19 protein-coding genes are annotated in these 16,517 nt (G+C 63.1%); 11 read left to right on the top strand and 8 right to left on the bottom strand.

The annotated features are described in order from the left end of the window. The first annotated feature begins 54 nt into the window (after window positions 1-54). A complete protein-coding gene (gene kdpE, locus C404_RS54655; protein ID WP_021197297.1) occupies window positions 55-759 on the top strand; it encodes a two-component system response regulator KdpE in 705 nt (234 codons plus the stop codon). 3 nt (window positions 760-762) lie between these two features. Here the strand turns inward: kdpE and C404_RS54650 are convergent, their stop codons facing one another. Both C404_RS54650 and C404_RS54645 read right to left on the bottom strand, forming a co-directional pair. After that, complete coding sequence (locus C404_RS54650) at window positions 763-1,761, bottom strand: Bug family tripartite tricarboxylate transporter substrate binding protein (protein WP_021197296.1); 999 nt, start codon at window positions 1,759-1,761, stop codon at window positions 763-765. A 138-nt stretch (window positions 1,762-1,899) separates the two neighbouring features. Further along, entirely contained in the window at window positions 1,900-3,030 is a 1,131-nt protein-coding gene (locus C404_RS54645; RefSeq protein ID WP_021197295.1) for a porin, read from the bottom strand. Between the two features lie 499 nt (window positions 3,031-3,529). Between C404_RS54645 and C404_RS54640 the strand changes: the two genes are divergently transcribed. After that, the gene (locus C404_RS54640; protein ID WP_031330111.1) at window positions 3,530-3,814 is read left to right on the top strand and encodes a hypothetical protein; all 285 of its coding nucleotides are present in this window, start codon (window positions 3,530-3,532) and stop codon (window positions 3,812-3,814) included. Between the two features lie 198 nt (window positions 3,815-4,012). Here the strand turns inward: C404_RS54640 and C404_RS54635 are convergent, their stop codons facing one another. Beyond that, window positions 4,013-5,323 carry a M20/M25/M40 family metallo-hydrolase gene (locus C404_RS54635; protein ID WP_031330110.1) on the bottom strand — a complete coding sequence of 437 codons (1,311 nt, stop codon included), beginning with the start codon at window positions 5,321-5,323 and terminating at the stop codon, window positions 4,013-4,015. A 198-nt stretch (window positions 5,324-5,521) separates the two neighbouring features. Between C404_RS54635 and C404_RS54630 the strand changes: the two genes are divergently transcribed. Then, window positions 5,522-6,316, top strand: a complete 795-nt coding sequence (locus C404_RS54630; RefSeq protein WP_021197292.1) for a DUF1835 domain-containing protein — start codon at window positions 5,522-5,524, stop codon at window positions 6,314-6,316. Window positions 6,317-6,471: 155 nt separating this feature from the next. Further along, window positions 6,472-7,218: a hypothetical protein gene (locus C404_RS54625; protein ID WP_021197291.1), complete on the top strand. Its 747-nt coding sequence runs from the start codon at window positions 6,472-6,474 to the stop codon at window positions 7,216-7,218. Between the two features lie 26 nt (window positions 7,219-7,244). Here C404_RS54625 and kefC read toward each other — a convergent pair whose 3' ends face one another. After that, complete coding sequence (kefC, locus tag C404_RS54620; protein ID WP_021197290.1) at window positions 7,245-9,185, bottom strand: glutathione-regulated potassium-efflux system protein KefC; 1,941 nt, start codon at window positions 9,183-9,185, stop codon at window positions 7,245-7,247. 30 nt (window positions 9,186-9,215) lie between these two features. Further along, entirely contained in the window at window positions 9,216-9,782 is a 567-nt protein-coding gene (gene kefF, locus C404_RS54615; protein WP_021197289.1) for a glutathione-regulated potassium-efflux system oxidoreductase KefF, read from the bottom strand. 24 nt (window positions 9,783-9,806) lie between these two features. Here kefF and C404_RS60145 point away from each other — a divergent pair, with 24 nt between their 5' ends. The 6 genes from C404_RS60145 to C404_RS59635 all read left to right on the top strand — a co-directional run bounded on the left by C404_RS60145 (window position 9,807) and on the right by C404_RS59635 (window position 12,870). Beyond that, a complete protein-coding gene (locus C404_RS60145) occupies window positions 9,807-10,022 on the top strand; it encodes a hypothetical protein (protein WP_152524492.1) in 216 nt (71 codons plus the stop codon). Window positions 10,023-10,184: 162 nt separating this feature from the next. After that, window positions 10,185-10,880, top strand: a complete 696-nt coding sequence (locus tag C404_RS54610) for a GNAT family N-acetyltransferase (RefSeq protein ID WP_021197288.1) — start codon at window positions 10,185-10,187, stop codon at window positions 10,878-10,880. Between the two features lie 201 nt (window positions 10,881-11,081). After that, window positions 11,082-11,573, top strand: coding sequence for a cupin domain-containing protein (locus C404_RS54605; protein ID WP_021197287.1), 492 nt, complete (start codon window positions 11,082-11,084; stop codon window positions 11,571-11,573). A 168-nt stretch (window positions 11,574-11,741) separates the two neighbouring features. Further along, on the top strand, window positions 11,742-12,179 hold the full coding sequence (locus tag C404_RS54600; protein ID WP_021197286.1) for a hypothetical protein: 438 nt from the start codon (window positions 11,742-11,744) through the stop codon (window positions 12,177-12,179). A 34-nt stretch (window positions 12,180-12,213) separates the two neighbouring features. After that, the gene (locus tag C404_RS54595) at window positions 12,214-12,603 is read left to right on the top strand and encodes an SgcJ/EcaC family oxidoreductase (RefSeq protein WP_031330106.1); all 390 of its coding nucleotides are present in this window, start codon (window positions 12,214-12,216) and stop codon (window positions 12,601-12,603) included. A gap of 6 nt (window positions 12,604-12,609) precedes the next feature. Next, window positions 12,610-12,870: a hypothetical protein gene (locus tag C404_RS59635; protein ID WP_080981256.1), complete on the top strand. Its 261-nt coding sequence runs from the start codon at window positions 12,610-12,612 to the stop codon at window positions 12,868-12,870. Between the two features lie 38 nt (window positions 12,871-12,908). On the opposite strand, the gene C404_RS54585 is transcribed toward C404_RS59635, so the two are convergent. Then, window positions 12,909-13,847, bottom strand: a complete 939-nt coding sequence (locus tag C404_RS54585; RefSeq protein WP_031330105.1) for a 5'-nucleotidase — start codon at window positions 13,845-13,847, stop codon at window positions 12,909-12,911. Window positions 13,848-13,870: 23 nt separating this feature from the next. After that, complete coding sequence (locus C404_RS54580; RefSeq protein ID WP_021197282.1) at window positions 13,871-14,359, bottom strand: Lrp/AsnC family transcriptional regulator; 489 nt, start codon at window positions 14,357-14,359, stop codon at window positions 13,871-13,873. 171 nt (window positions 14,360-14,530) lie between these two features. Between C404_RS54580 and hppD the strand changes: the two genes are divergently transcribed. Then, window positions 14,531-15,637, top strand: coding sequence for a 4-hydroxyphenylpyruvate dioxygenase (hppD, locus tag C404_RS54575; protein WP_021197281.1), 1,107 nt, complete (start codon window positions 14,531-14,533; stop codon window positions 15,635-15,637). A gap of 216 nt (window positions 15,638-15,853) precedes the next feature. Here hppD and C404_RS54570 read toward each other — a convergent pair whose 3' ends face one another. Next, window positions 15,854-16,441, bottom strand: coding sequence for an EF-hand domain-containing protein (locus tag C404_RS54570; protein WP_021197280.1), 588 nt, complete (start codon window positions 16,439-16,441; stop codon window positions 15,854-15,856). Window positions 16,442-16,517 lie beyond the last annotated feature (76 nt).

Below are 16,517 nucleotides of genomic sequence, written 5' to 3'. Positions count from 1 at the left end.
CCAACGCAACGGACCCCGCGGGGTCCGTTTTTGTTTTGCCGATGCCGCTCTACAATGCGTGCCATGCCGTTCACATTCACGCCCACCGTCCTCGTCATCGACGACGAACCCCACATCCGCCGCTTCGTCCGCGCTGCGCTGGAGGAAGAAGGCTGCGAAGTCCATGAAGCCGACCGCGTCGAACGCGGGCTGATCGAGGCCGGCACACGCCAGCCGGACGCCGTGATCCTCGACCTTGGCCTGCCCGATGGCGACGGTATGCAGTTGATCCGAGAGTTGCGCACCTGGACGGAGGTGCCGGTGCTGGTGCTCTCGGCCCGCGTAGATGAGCGCGACAAGATCGAGGCGCTCGATGCCGGTGCGGATGACTACCTCACCAAACCCTTTGGCGTGGGCGAGCTGATCGCCCGCCTGCGCGTGCTGCTGCGCCGACACGCCAAGCGTGGCGAAGACGGCGGCAGCGTCATCCGCTTCGGCGAGGTGGAGGTCGACCTGGCGCGCCGCCTGGTCACCCGCAACGGCGAGGCCGTGCACCTCACACCGATCGAATATCGTCTGCTGGCGGTGCTGCTCGGCCGGCGCGGCACCGTGATGACCCACCGCGAGCTGCTGCGCGAAGTCTGGGGCCCAGCGCACTCTGACAGCAGCCACTACCTGCGCATCTACATGGGCCACCTGCGCCACAAGCTTGAGCGCGATCCCGCGCGGCCCGAGTACCTGCTGACCGAGGTCGGCGTCGGGTACCGCTTTACGGCCTGAGCCTTACTGTTCCTTGATGCCCGCGGCGCGCACGATGCGGCCGTTGCTGTCGTATTCCGCGCGGATGGCGGCGGCAAACTGCTCGGGCGTACCACCTGCCGGTACCACGGCGGCCTGCGTAAGCCGATCGCGCAGGTCAGGCGCGGCCAGCGCCTTGTTGATCTCCGCATTCAACCGCGTGATGACGGCTGCAGGCGTCTTGGCCGGCGCAAACACACCGAACGTTGACGCCATGTTGGCCTTGGCATAACCAAGTTCGGCAAAGGTCGGCACGTTCGGCAGCGCATCGAGCCGGTGCGGCGCGCCCACCGCAAGGGGGCGCAGTTTGCCGCTGCCGATATGCTGCATCAGCGTTGGGCCGACGTTGGTCGACATCACTTCCACCTGCCCGCCCAGCGCGTCCGTCAGTTGCTGGCCACCGCCTTTGTACGGAATCAGCGTGATATCGACACGCGCCTGCGTCTTGATCTGCTCCAGCGCCAGATGCCCCACCGTGCCCAGGCCCGACGTCGACCAGCGGATCGAACCCGGCTTGGCACGCGACTGGCCCAGCATGTCGGCAAAGCTCTTGCCCGTGAACGACGGCGTGCCCAGCAGGATCATCGGCGCGTACATGACGTTGGCCACGGGGGCGATGTCCTTCTGCGGGTCATACGGCAGCTTGCCGAAATGCGGGTTGAGCGTCAGTGGGCTCACCGACGAAAAGCCCAGCGTATAGCCATCGGGCGCAGCCTTGGCCACCGCATCCATGCCGATACTGCCGCCCGCACCGGCGCGATTCTCCACCACCACCGGCTGACCAAGTTGTGCCGAGAGCTTCTCCCCCAGGGCACGGGCCACGTTGTCGGAAATCCCACCGGTCGGGTACGCCACGATGATGCGGATCGGCTTGGCCGGATAGTCCTGCGCCTGCACGGGCACCGTTGCGAGCAGCGAAACACCAGCACACAGCAGCGCAGCAGAAGCAATCAGACGACGACGGGCAGAACGTTCAGCAGTCATGGCGCGCAGGAGGGGCAATCAGAAAATGCCATTGTAGGCGGATGCCCCGGCAGTCTTGCCCCGCCATATCAAGACAACAAGGCAAAAGAAAAGGCGCCCGAAGGCGCCTTTCCGTTCCCAATCGAGTGACAGCGTCGATTAGAAGATGTGGCGGATACCCACGCCAGCGCTGGTCTGGTTCGACTTGCCAATGCCGGTTGCGTTGCCGCCACCCGACAGTTGCGGCAGTGCTGCGTCCTTGACCTTGTTGTAGTCGATCGTGCCGTAGACTTGCGTGCGCTTGGACAGAGCGTATTCGGCCAGCAGAACGCCGGTGTAGCGCTTGCCGTCGTTGCCGGCGGTCAGCTGTGCGTTGCTGATGCTGTCGTAGTAGAACGCGCCCGTCAGAGCCAGTGCCGGGGTGACGTTGTACGTCACGCCCAGGATGCCGACGTGGTCACGACGCTTCGTCGCGCCCGGGGTCAGGCCAGCGCCCGTGGTGGCGTTGCCGTAGATGTTCAGGCCGAAGGCGCTGCCACCAACGCAGTTCGACGAGCTGTTCACGCAACCGGTGGCATCGCTGCTGTCGATGTAGCCCACGTACAGCTTGGCCGGCCCAACGGTGTAGTTACCGCCGATACCCCACACGGTTTGCTTGTTGCCAGCGATGTCCTTGTGCTGCTGTGCGAAGCCGCCGATGTAGGCCGGGCCGAATTCATAGGCCACCGTGCCGCCAACGTACGAGTTCTGGCTAGCAGCGCCAGCCACTTCACCAAAGCCGTAGGCCAGGCCGACCGACAGGCCGTTCCACTTGCCTTCGTACTTCAGCATGTTCGACTCGCGCAGACCGGTCAGGCCGTAGTACATCCACGAGTTGCCGTCGTAGTTACCCACGCCCAGCGGGTCAAAGTTGCCGCCAGTCGTAAAGCCGAAGTTGTATTGACGGCCCAGCGTGATGGTGCCCAGGTCCTTGTTCTGCAGACCCACGAACGATTGACGGTTGAACAGCGTACCCTTGCTGCTCATCGTGCCCGAATCGGAATTGAAGCCGCTTTCCAGCACGAACAGTGCCTTGTTGCCACCACCCAGGTCTTCCGAGCCCTTCAGGCCCCAGCGGCTGTTGGACACAGCACCGCTTTCCATCTGGGTCACGCTGTTGCCAGCTTGGTTAGCGTTGTTGATGTAGTGAATGCTGGTATCGACAATACCGTACAGCGTCACGCTCGATTGGGCGTAGGCAGAACCTGCGAACAGGGCGCCAACTGCAACCAGAATGGCAGACTTTTTCATGTGGGCTCGTAATAAAAGAGTTGTCTCAAACCGCCCGCCCCCGTGTGCATGAGGTTGGGCTCCTCCGTTCCTTTGCTTCCGTGTCGGAAGTGCCGCGCAAATTTAACAAAAGCCCTTATGCGCGGCAAAGCAATTCACAGAATCGCGCCACCAAGTGTGGTAAGCACGCATCGCTCTTAATGCGCTGCACCAAAACAGCCTCCGACAAGGCTTGCCGGCTCGTCGCGCCCTGCTGTGGTGCACCAAGATTGGCTCGCGGGCTTCCAATACTCCCTGTTTAGGCAAAAAGGTGGTCCCCGCCCCCCCGACACTCCCGCCTTTGGTGGGTTTTGCGGCGCCATTCACGCTGACTCGCATCATTTCGGCGCTCACAACAAACCGTTCGTCGCACCACCGTGGATACGGCCATCCCTCTGACCTACGCTTCAGGCCGTGGCAGGACAGTCAAAAGACCACGCCTTAAAACAGCATCGAAAATCAGTTGAAGAAGGAGTTCGCCATGCGACTCAAGCAAATTGGAATGGCCGCGCTGTTGGCGGCAGGTGCCCTGGCGGCGGGCAGCGCTTGGGCGCAGGCCAGCCGCGTGGAGGTGTTCGGGCAGGCCGCCCGCGCCGAACGTTTTGACGTCTATAGCGATGGTGCCCGCACCGGGCGCTTCGACACCTACACAGAAGGCGCGCGCAGCGGCCGCTTTGACCCGTATTCGGACGGCATGCGCAGTGACCCGGCCGGCCGCACCCGCGACGGTGGCGGCTCAGTCTATGGTTATCCGGTACCGAGTTGATACGGAAAGCGCACGTTGTTCACGCGCTTTCTTCAGTTAAGGGCCGGTCTCCAGGCACCCTCCGTTTTCCGCCTTTGGCCCAATCCGGCCCCGTTGGTGTTGCATCAGCGGGGCTTTTTCGTGACAGCCGCGTGCTCAACAAAAAACGGGACGGCGCCGATTGGCAACCGTCCCGTCTTATATGGATGGCGAAGATCGTTACTTGGTCACGCCCACGCGGTCACGCGACACATCCATCACCATGCGCGTGAGCAGGTACAGGCGCGGCACGATGGAGTTCAGGTCGACGTACTCGGCGTCATTCGAGTGCGCCCCGAAGCTGGCCAGGCCGAAGCGCTCGATCACCGGCGCCTTGGTCTTGGAGGCGGCGAAGGCCGCATCCGTACCGCCACCCTCTGCCTTGTCATCAATCTCCAGCGTCTTGCCAAGCTCGCCGTAGATCTTCTGGGCATGCTCGGCCAGCGCGCGCGAAGCCGGCGTGGCCTCCAGAGGCGGGCGGCGGCGCTCGAACTTGGCCGTCACCTGCGTATCGGGGATCAGCTTGTTCTTGATGCGCTCGTTGACGGTCTCTTCCAGCTTGTCGGCATCGGCCGCGCGCAGCAGGCGCACGTCTGCCTGGGCACTGGCGACGGCCGGAATCACGTTGCGGTTGGTGCCGGCCTGCGACACCGTCCAGTTGACCTTGAGGCCGGTCTCGGGCTTGGACAGATCGCGCATCTGCAGCAGCTGGTGCGACAGTTCATACAGCGCATTGCGGCCCTGCTCCGGTGCACCGCCGGCATGCGAGGCCTTGCCCTTCACATCCAGCAGGATGGCGCCGATGCCGCTGGTGGCCAGCGACAGCTTGTCGGACGTCACACGCGTGCCCTCGCACGAGAACACGGCGTCTTGTTCAGCGCCCAGCTTGGCCTGCATGGCGCGCGCGCCCGGCGAGCTGATCTCTTCATCGCCGTTGATGAGCACGGTGAGCGTGCCGTATTTCTTGAAGCCAACCGCCTGCAGGATCGACACGGTGTGCAGGATGACGGCCACGCCGTTCTTGTCGTCGGCGATACCCAGGCCGTAGGCGCGGTCGCCGTCGATGCGGAACGGCTGCTGCGCGAGCATGCCCTTGAGGTACACGGTATCCATGTGCGCGATCAGCATGATGTTGCGCGTGCCCTCGCCCTTGAAGCGCGCGAGCACCATCTTGCCGATCTTCTCGGGCGTGTCGGCCATGCGGTACGCGTGGTCGCTCGGGTCGATCAACTTGACGTCGCCACCCAGCAGCCGCAGGCGGTCGGCAATCACGCCGGCAATCTTGTCCAGGCCTTCGATGTCCTTGCTGCCGGATTCAATCGACACCAGCGTCTTCATGGTGTCGATCAGTGCAGGCTTTTCCTGCTGGGCGCGCTTATAGATCTCGGCGGGTGGCACGGCGGCGGCCTGACCCGCCACCAATGCACCGCCCATCGCCAGCGCTGCCAGCATGACCGACCGCATTCCCCTCACCATCGACTTGGCTCTCATGGACGTTCCTCACCTATGTAGTTATGGTCTGCAACAAAATCAGACTGCGATTTTCGCACGCCCGCCTGATGGTTGCCTGGAGCCCTCCCCCTCGCTGAATAGGGCTTCTGACGCAACGCAATGGAATATCGGCAGTGCTGCCTAAAATCGCACCTGAAACGACAGCACACCGCTGACACTGTCGCTACAATTGCTGCCATGCAATACATCCATGTCGTCAACGGCGATGTTGCCGGCGCCACGCTCAAGCAGGCGCTCGCACAGGCAGGCCGCCCCGATTCCGTCGTAGTGCTGCGCGACGACCTCGCCGTCGGGCCGCTGGCCGACGTCGATAGTGTGGCCATGGCGCGCTCGGGCTTCTGGCAGCGCGTGGCGCCCACCAGCAGCATCGATTTCGCCACTGAAATGCGCGACGCACTTGCGTCACTGGCAGACCTGCGCGATGCCACCACGGAGGTGGCGATCTGGCACGGCCAGAGTGCGTCGGACCAACTCATGCTGCGCCGGGTGGCGTTCCATCTGCATCAATCGCCGCAGCGGATCAACGAAATCGGCATGGATGCGCGCGAACTGGAAACGCCCAACGGCCAGGGGCCACTCACGACCATCGGCATGTATTCCGGGGCGCGACTGGCGCGGCGGTTCTCGACCATCGCGCCGGTATCCGTGCTGCGCATCGGTCGCCTGGCGTACGAGTGGCAGCAGACCGTTCGCGAGAACGCCGACGTGCGCCTGTGGAAGGGCAACACGCTGGTACCGGTGTCATACGCCACGGTCGACGAAGTGATTCTGGAGCACGTGCCGACCGACTGGGCCAGCGCGCGCGACGTGGTCGGCAGCATCATGGGCGCCATCGATGGGTTGCTCGCCAGCGACTGGTTCGTTTTCTGGCGTTGCCGCGAACTGGTCGGCAACGGCCAGTTGCTGCTGCGTGGTGAAGCCGACTCGCTCTCCACATGCGAGCTACGCCGCAATGTGAGCGTGGCGATTTAAGTTCACCGCAGTCGGGCCGTTGATAGGCCTATCCAAAAGGAGCGCCGAGAGCGCTCCTTTTTTGTTCACCCCGTCTTCTCAGTGTGTGCCTACAGGCTGGCAGGCTTCGGTCGTCAATCCAGAAGCAGACCAACCATCCCATTCCGGGGGCACACGTGGACATCTCTTCCCTCAGCAGCAATGCATCGCTGTATGCGACGAGCAGCCTCTCGTCGACCAGCGCAACAACCGCAACAACGGCCACTTCCACCAGCGACACGTCCGGCACCACCGGCACGACGCCGGTACGCCACCATCGTCATCATGGCGGCGGCGGTGGCGGCGGTGATTTCATGCAAGCAATCGAGCAGGCACTCGCCCAAGCCGCCGTGTCGGATCCCTCGGCAATCTCGTCGACGTCATCGACATCATCGACTAGCGCAACCAGTGGCGTCAGCAGCACCGGCAGCACGGCCGCCGCCAACGCGACCGACGGCTCGACTCCACCACCTCCGCCCGCCATTGGCGACGACGCGTCGGTGGGCAAAGACATCCACAAGCTCAAGCACGACTTGTTTGCTGCGCTGAAGAGCGCGAGCGGCAGCGACAGCACGTCCAGTACAAGCGGCGCTTCGGGCAGCTACGGGTCGGACCTGTCGTCGGGCCTGCAGAACCTGATCTCGCAGCTCAACAGCGGGGATACCTCATCGAACAGCGCGTTGTCGGCACTGCAATCGGATTTCCAGCAGCTCGTGGGCAACGTGCAAGGCGGTTCGAGCAGCAGCTCCAGCGGCACGGGCGGCTCGTCGTCGTCCGGGAGCTCGGCATCGCTGCAAGATTTCCTGCAGCAACTGGCGCAGAACCTGGGCGGTCAGTCGACGGCGTCCGTGGCCGTGGGCAGCAGCATCAGCGTCTATAGCTGATCGACCGAGGCGTCAGGCGCGAGGCATCAATCCTCGCGCCGAATGCCGGCGCGTGCCGGGCAATCGATGGGCGTAGCGGGTTCACTGTCGTCGATCTCGTTGACGAGGTCGGCGTCGGGTTGGGACTCCGTCACATCGTCGTGTTCGTTGCCCTCGCCCCACGGCATGCCCGATTCACGCAGGCGTTTGCGCTGCATGCGGTCACGCTGGAACATCTCAGCCAGTTCATCGCGGCCCTGCTGGGCGAGCGACACGAGCTTCTTCTGATCGCGATAGACCGGGTAGACCTGATCCATGGAATTGAGCGTGTGACGGCGGAACGTCTGGGCAATGCGGTGCGCCTCGTACGGCTCCTTGCCCAGGCCCTCCAGCACGCGGCGACCGAGCATCAACGAGCCCTCAAACATCTCCCGCTCGATCACCTCCACACCGCGGTCACGCAACTGGTACACGTGCGACACGTTGCGCGCCCGGACGTACAGCGTCAGGTGCGGGAATCGCTCGCGCACGCGATCGACCACCTCCAGGCTGGTCTCCATGTCGTCGATGGCGACCACCATCATGCGGGCGCGGTCGGCACCGGCGGTTTCCAGCAAGTCCATGCGCGTGGCATCGCCGTAGAACACCTTGAAGCCGAAGCGACGCAGCATGTCGATCTGGTCCGGATCGTGGTCGAGCACCGTGGCGCTGTAGCCCTGGCTGTAGAGCAGGCGCCCGACGATCTGCCCGAAGCGCCCAAAGCCGGCGATGATGACTTGGTTGTCCTGCGGTTCGATGGCCTCCGGCACGCGCTTCTTTCCGCTGGTCAGGCGCGGCACGAGAATCTTGTCGTGGAAGAGCAGCAGCAGCGGCGTGGCCGCCATCGACAGGGCCACCACCAGATTCAGCGTGGCCGCCGTCTCTGCGCCCAGCACCTCGCCCGCCACACTGGGGCCGAACACCACAAAGGCAAATTCACCGCCCTGCGAGAGCAGGAACGCAAACAGCCACGCCTGCCCGCGCGCAATGCCGAAGCGCGTGGCCAGCAGGCGCAGTGCACCAATCTTCACCACCAGGAAGACCACCACCAGCACCACCACCGCCAGCGGCTGGCGCATCAGCACGCCAAAGTCGATCGACATGCCGACGGCCAGGAAGAACAGCCCGAGCAGCAGGCCCTTGAACGGCTCGATATCGGTTTCCAGCGCGTGGCGGTATTCGGAATCGGCCAGCAGCACACCGGCAATGAAGGCACCCAGCGCCATCGACAAGCCCACGCTGTGCATCAGCAGCGCAATGCCCACCACCAGCAGCAGCGAGAACGAGGTGAACATCTCGCGCATGTTGGTGCGGGCAATCGCACGCAGCACCGGCCGCAGCAGGGTGCGCCCGCCAAAGATGACCGCCGCCACCACGCCCACCGCCTTGGCCGCCGCCATCCAGTGGTGGCCCTCGCCCGACCCTGCTGAATCCACCGCCAGCAGCGGCAACAAGGCGATCATCGGGATGGCCGCAATGTCTTGGAACAGCAGAATGCCGAAGCTGGCCGTGCCAGCCGGCGTGCGCATCAAGTTGCGCTCGGAGAGCGTAGCCAGCGCGATGGCGGTGGACGACAACGCCAGCCCCAGCCCCGCCACCACCGCCGCGCGCCACGGGTGGCCGACCGCCATGACTGCCAGCCCGACCATCAGCGCGCACACCGCCAACTGCAGCCCGCCGTAACCGAAGATGCTGCGCCGGAGCGACCACAGCCGCGCCGGCTCCAGCTCCAGCCCGATCACGAACATCATCAGCACGACGCCGAACTCAGAGAAATCCAGGATCGACTGCACGTTGGTGATGAGCCGCAGCCCCCACGGCCCCACGATCACGCCGGCCAGTAGATAACCGAGCACCGAGCCCAGGCCCAGCCGCCGCGCCAGCGGCACCGCTGCCACGGCCGCAGCCAGGTAAATGACGAAGTTGACGAGCAGGTCGTGCGATTGCATGGGCTGGCAGGAAACGGAGAATCGGGAACGTCAGACCGGAAAGTCGCTATCGTCTGTGCTGTCCGGCAGCCACGGCTGCAGTGCGGCGCGCACCTGGGCGATATGGGCGTCAATAGCCTCTGGCGACGCGTCGTCGGCGTCGTGCAGCACATGTGGCGGCTCCCACTGCATGCCGCACAGCGCGGCAGTCCGCTGCAGCGGCAGCAGGAACATGTCGAACGTATACCCGTGGGTGCCGGTCTGGCTATAAGCGTGGGCGCGGCCGCCGGTGGTGGCCAGCACCATCAGATGCTTGCCGCGCAAGGCAGTGCCGCCCGGCCCATAGGCCCAGCCCATCTCCAGCACCACGTCCAGCCACTCCTTGAGCAGTGACGGCGTGGCGTACCACTGCACCGGAAACTGGAAGACGACCAGCTCAGCAGCTTCCACGGCTGCCTGCTCGATGCGCACATCGATGTCGAAATCGGGGTAGTGCCAGTAGAGATCGTGCATGGCCACGCCGGGCAGGCTGGCCAGTGCACGCGCAAGCGGCTTGTTGGCGCGTGAGCGGCGCGGCGCAGGATGCGCGTAGATCACAAGAATGCGCGACGGGGTCATGGAAAATCAGGAGGCGGGGGCGTCTTGAACGTGCATCTTCGCACGGCTATTGTTGAGCGGCGTTACAGCGTGCCCTCGCACGTCGCGGAAGCTGCGGGGCAAATTTGCGCAAATCAGGCGATTCCGGCGGCGCTTTTTGTGCATCACAACAATGCCCGTTGTGGATGCACCACACCCCCGGAAGCCGCGCTCGCCTGCGATAAATCAATGATTTGGCGGGAAATTCTGGCGAAAGCCTGACACGAGTCTTACGGGAAATCCCTGATTGCCCTACAATAGCATGGTGCGTTGCACAACACCCAGTTGCACCCGACTGCGTGCTCCGGAAGCGCCATTCGCGCCTCCAAACCATCACCCCGTTGCCCTTCCAATAAGGGCGTACACAGAATAGGAAACGTTGTCGTGAACCCGCTCGAACTGAGCAAGGCCATCGGCGTCGTCACCCAAGACGACATCGACAAGACGGAAGCCGCGCAAGGTGCGCCGCGTTCCACCGTGCTGGTACGCGAGCTTGCCGCGCACCATCGCTCGCGCCTGCTCAAACACCTGCTCGCCCTGGGCGAGGAAGACCGCCTGCTGCGTTTCGGCCAGGTGGTGCGGGATCACGTCATCGAAGCGTACGTCGACAGCATCGACTTCGACCACGACAAGGTCTTTGGCGTCTATAACGAGCGCCTGGAGCTGGTCGGCGTTGGCCACCTCGCCTACCTGCGCGACAACCCGCAAGGGCGCGTGGCGGAGTTTGGCGTGTCGGTGTCGGAATCTGCACGCGGCAAGGGCGTGGGCAGTGCGCTGTTCCAGCGCGCCGCCATGCACGGCCAGAACACCAAGGTACGCACGTTGTACATGCACTGCCTGTCGCGCAACGCGGCCATGATGCACATCGCCAAGAAGGCCGGCATGCGCGTGCAGTATGCGTACGGTGAAGCCGACGCCTACCTGGAATTGCCGCCCGCCGACACGATGAGCCTGCTGACCGAGGCCATCGACGAACAAGTGGCCGACCTGGACTACCTGCTCAAGCGCAACCTGCGCGATGCACGCCGCTTCGGCCAGCGCTTCTGGCGCTCGCTGGTGCCGCAAAAGCGCACGGTCTGATCGCACCGCCTACACAAAACGCCCGGCTCTGACCGGGCGTTTTTTCGTTCTGCTCCACAAGGGCCGCAGCCTAGAGCGATTGCGTGCTTGTCAGCCGCACGGGTGCCTCCCCTACGATGACTGCGAGGCACCACTCGCCCTTCAGGGGCGGCCCATCCCTCGTCGCCCGCGAGCCGATGCCGAGGCAAGAAGGAGACGAAGATGAACAAGCCACTTGCGCACTGGCCGCTGTTGAGCGCGATCGTGCTGCTGTGCCTGGGCGCCCTGCCCACCCACGCCCAGGACACCGCCGACAGCGAAATGATGATGATGAATCCTGCCGGCATGAAGTGGGTTGACGGCCCCCCGAGCATGCCCAAGGGCCTCAAGCTGGCCGTGCTCTACGGCGACCCAGGCAAGGATGGCCCGTACGTCATCCGCATTAAGGCACCGGGCGGCTACAAGGTGCCGCCGCACTGGCACACTCAAACCGAGAACATCACGGTGATCTCGGGCACGCTCTATCTGGGCGGCGGCGACACCATTGACATGGGCGCCGCGCACGCGCTCAAGGCGGGCGGCTTCCACAACCTGCCGGGCGGCGTGCACCACTACGCCTTCACCAAGACGGCAACGGTGGTGCAGATCCATGGCACGGGGCCGCTGGACATCAAGTACGTCAACCCGCAGGATGATCCGTCGCCCAAGCAATGACGCCCGCTGCGCCGATGGCTGCGTTATCGCGGCCACCGGCAACCGACATCAGCGGCCCTTAACACGCAGCCGCTCCGCGCTGGCTACCATGCTGGCTCCGCCTATGCCCGAAAGCCGGACTCCGTATTCGCGCTCACCTCAAGAAACGGAGCCACTGCCCGCGCCGCCATGCAACCGCTCCAACGCTTCGCTCTGGAAAAACACAGCGGCCCGTATGAGAAGTGGCCCGCGCGCACGCGCGTGATCGTTGACGGCGTACCGCACCCCACGCTCGCCATTCCCGGCTACGACTTGCTGCGGCAGTACGAAACCGATCTCGGCTTAGTGCTCATCACCGAGTACGACTGCCCGTTTGAAGAAGCCGTCTCCGTCACGCTCGTCGCGCACGACCTGTCACGCGTGATCGACACCGCCACCATCGGCGCACCCTACGCCACGTTCTGGCTGGCCGATGTGCAGTGGATCGATGCGGAGCACTTTCGCCTCACCTGCGAAGGTGCCGTCGGCGACTGGCTGGTCACGCTGCGTGCGCGGCACATTCCGGTGCTATCACCGGCCGTCTTCATCAAGCGCCGTGTGGCGCCACCGGTCGAACCCGCGGTGTAGAGTGAACGGCTCGCTCACCAACGCCCGCCCCGCCATGACCGACGACGAACGCGCCATCCGCAACGTGGTGGAGACTTGGCTCGCTGCCAGCAAAGCCGGCGATCTGCCCACCGTGCTCAGCCTGATGACCGACGACGTGCTGTTCCTCACGCCTGGTCAGGCGCCCTTCGGCAAAGAAGCCTTCGCGGCCATGTCGAACGGCATGAAGGATGTGCAGGTGGACGGCACGAGCGACATTCAGGAAGTGCAGGTGTTTGGCGATATCGCTTACCTGCGCAATGCGCTGCGCATTGTCATTACGATGCCGGATGGCAAGGTGGTGCTGCGCTCGGGGCAGACGCTCACTATCTTGTGCAAGGAGGCGGATGGGAAGTGGCGGTTGGTGCGGGATGCGAATTTGGTGGTGGCTGAGGCGGCCAACTGACGCGACATGGTCTTCTTAGCTATTACCCCTGAAGGTTTGCAGCGCGCGCTGCAACTCGCAAGCGATGCGAATTTGCCGATCTGGTGCGGATCGGATGCTGTGTCCGATGCCGAATACAGCAAGCTTGCTGGACGCAATGTCTCGCGGTTTGTCTATCCGCTGCACGGAGCATCTGCAGAGGTTTTGCAAGGCGCTGTCGATACGATTGCGGAGCACCATCCTGGTGAGCAGGTGTGGGTCGAACATGCCCCTCGGCCTAGCCATTGATCAACGCCGCGACATCGCCACACGGCGCTGTGCAAGAGCTATTGCGAGACCTTGCGATTAGCGATCCCGAAAGGAATGTGCACCATTGGGATATTCGCCACTGAGGACTTCAAATGACTTAGCTGATCATCGAAATACATGTGGGGTTTCAGAATGGAAAGTATTCTCGCTTTATCCATGCCACCAAGAAAGAAGGATTCATCGGGCGATACTCCCCATGATTTCAAAGTGGTGACCACACGCTCGTGTGCCGGCGCATTGCGTGCGGTCACGATGGCTGTACGCACCAGTTTCTGATAGCCCGGCTCTTCCTTCACTCGCTTTTCTTCGAGTTTCTGCAAGAAAGCAAGCTTCATAAAGAGGTCGGCCAGCAACCCCGGCTGATGGGGTGTCTCCCGATGAGCTGACTCGTGAGCCTGGAATTCGTCTAAGTCGTTATTGCGCTTATATACGGACTCCGCTTCATCGTCGGCGATGACCCCGTCAAAGTCGAAAGCAACCCTCAGTTCAGTGTCGAGTGCATCGTCATAGACCGTCGAAGGCAAGACCAAACCCGCCGGATAGTTCGCGTCGATCGACTGCTGAACGTCTGCCTCGTTCGCAGTCAGGAACAAGGATGCATTGAACGCGGGGACATACTCGTATGGAGAGCGCCCCGCCATGAACGCGGCGCGCGTGATATCAAGGCCGTAGTGCTTGATGGAGCGAAATACGCGTAACCCAGTCTCCGGCGAGTTGCGGGACAACAGCACAACTTCTACCGGAGATTGCCTGGGGAAAACCCGATTGATGTGAAGGAATCGCCTGATAAACGGAAAAGCCACCCCCTTCGGAAAGGGTACATCCAGGGTTTTTTCTTGGTGTAGCCGATATTGTTCGACGCCCTCAGTCCTATAAATCTCATCCGACTCTGCGAGATCAAACAACGCGCTGGACGCCACCCCAATCACTAGTTTTCGTTCTATTGGATAAGCCACTGTGTTGCCCCGCTAACCGCCCCTCAAACCACCACCGGCAACGCCGTCGTATCCTTAATCCGCTCCAGCGCAAAGCTGCTCTTCACATCAATCACCGCCGGGTGGGCGAGCAGTTGGTCGCGGATGAACCGCGCAAAGTGGTCCATGTCTTCCACGAACACCTTGAGCAGGTAGTCCATCTCGCCAGTCATGGCGTAGCACGTGACCACCTCAGGCCAGGTGGCAACAGCGGCGCGGAAGATATCGCCCGGCGCCTTGCCCTTGGGCGCCCCGCCCTGCTTCTCCAGCCGCACATTGATGTACGCCGACAGCCCCAGGCCGATCTTGCCCGGATCGAGCAGCGCGGCGTACTGCCGGATCACGCCGCTCTCCTCCAGGCGGCGGATGCGTCGCAAACACGGGCTGGGTGACAGGTTCACCCGCTCGGCGACTTCCAGATTGGTGAGGCGGCCGTTGTTCTGGAGGACCTCCAGGATCTTGCGGTCAATCTTGTCGAGTTCCACCTTGCTCATTTTGTTGCTCCGCACCAATTTATTCGGCAATTTTCTTGCGCAAATTTAGCAAGCCGGGCACAACTTCGCAATTTTTGCGTAGATGGACACTTCTACACTGCGAGGATCGTCAAAGCCCTGAGCGCCCTCCTCACCGCAGTGAGTGCGCCGCCCCCTGCAGGAGACATCGCCATGCAATTCACGCCTTGGGAAAACCCGATGGGCACCGCCGGTTTCGAGTTCATCGAATACGCCGCGCCGGACCCCGTTGCCATGGGCAAGCTGTTCGAGAACATGGGCTTTACCGCCATTGCGAAGCACCGCCACAAGAACGTGACGCTGTATCGCCAAGGCGACATCAACTTCATCATCAACGCCGAGCCGGATTCGTTCGCGCAGCGCTTTGCGCGCCTGCACGGCCCGTCGATCTGCGCGATTGCATTCCGCGTGCAAGACGCGGCCTTCGCTTACAAGCGCGCGCTGGAACTGGGCGCCTGGGGTTTCGACACCCATAGCGGCCCGATGGAACTGAACATTCCGGCCATCAAGGGCATCGGCGATTCGCTGATCTACCTGGTGGACCGCTGGACCGGCAAGAATGAAGCCAAGCCGGGCGACATCGGCAACATCAGCATCTACGACGTCGATTTCGTGCCCATTGCTGGCGCCAACCCGAACCCCACCGGGCACGGCCTGACCTACATCGACCACCTGACGCACAACGTCTACCGTGGCCGCATGAAGGAATGGGCCGAGTTTTACGAACGCTTCTTCAACTTCCGTGAAGTGCGCTACTTCGACATCGAAGGCCAGGTCACGGGTGTGAAGAGCAAGGCGATGACGAGCCCGTGCGGCAACATCCGCATCCCCATCAACGAGGAAGGGACGGAGAAGGCCGGTCAGATCCAAGAGTACCTGGACATGTACCACGGCGAGGGCATCCAACACATCGCACTGGGTTCGACCAACCTGTCGGCCACGGTGGACGCACTGCGCGGCAACGGCATCAAGCTGCTGGACACCATCGACACATACTACGAACTGGTCGACAAGCGCATCCCCGGCCATGGCGAAGACGTGGCGGAACTGAAGAAGCGCAAGATCCTGATCGACGGTGCCCCGGGCGACCTGCTGCTGCAGATTTTCTCGGAAAACCAGCTCGGCCCGATCTTCTTCGAGTTCATCCAGCGCAAGGGCAACCAAGGTTTTGGCGAGGGCAACTTCAAGGCGCTGTTCGAGTCGATTGAGCTCGACCAGATGCGCCGCGGCGTGCTCAAGGCCGACGATCAGCCAGCCTGAACATCCTCACGTCAGGCTTGCTTCCTCCACACCCCGCTGGTTCGCCACCGGGGTGTTTTTTCATGCGCGCAGCGTGGCGAAAGCGCATGCGCTGCTGACACCGCGCTGTCGCCAAGCCGCCTCCATTCAGTCGCGTGTCGATGGGATGATGTGAGTTCGCGCAGCCATGAAAAACGGCGCCCGAAGGCGCCGCCATTGGCTGCATCGAACGATGCGTTATTGCGTTTGCGTGGTAGCTGGCGTCGTTGCCGAGGCGGCCTTCTGCGCCTTGCGGGCATCGTGACGCGCCTGCATGTACGCGCGGATCTCGTCTTCCGTGACCTTGCCGTCGTGGTTGGCGTCGATCTGGTCGAAGTTCTTGGCCAGGCGCGGCATGCCGGCCTGCACTTCGTCCTTGGTCAGGGCGCCGTCGCCGTTCTTGTCGGCGGCCTTGAACTTGGCGTCGAAGCGCTCTTCCATCTTGGCGCGTGCTTCGCCCTTGTGGGCCTTGCGCCAGGCGGCCAGCTCTTCCTTGCTGAGTTGGCCGTCGTGGTTGGTGTCGATCTGGTCGAAGTTCTTTTCCAGCCAGGCGTGACCCTTGGCCTCGTCGCGCGAGATCTGGCCGTCGCCGTTGGTGTCGATGGCCTTGAAGCCGCCGTGGTGGGCCGGCTTGGCGGCGCGGGCGGTGGTGCTCGGCGCCTGGGCGGCTGCGGGTGCCTGCGCGGCGGGCGCGCTGGCGTCCTGGGCGCGGGCGTTCATGCCCGACATGGCCAGGAACAGGGCCGAAGTTGCGAGGAAGGCGTGGACAGCACGTTTGTTGGTCATGGTCAGCTCCTTTTCACATGGACTGTGTAACGGATTAGAACCCGACAATGCCATCACGTTGCCGGGTTTTACACGC

Origin of the sequence: Ralstonia sp. AU12-08 (assembly GCF_000442475.1) — a bacterium.
Taxonomy (GTDB): domain Bacteria; phylum Pseudomonadota; class Gammaproteobacteria; order Burkholderiales; family Burkholderiaceae; genus Ralstonia; species Ralstonia insidiosa.
This window is presented reverse-complemented; position numbering and strand designations above follow the sequence as displayed.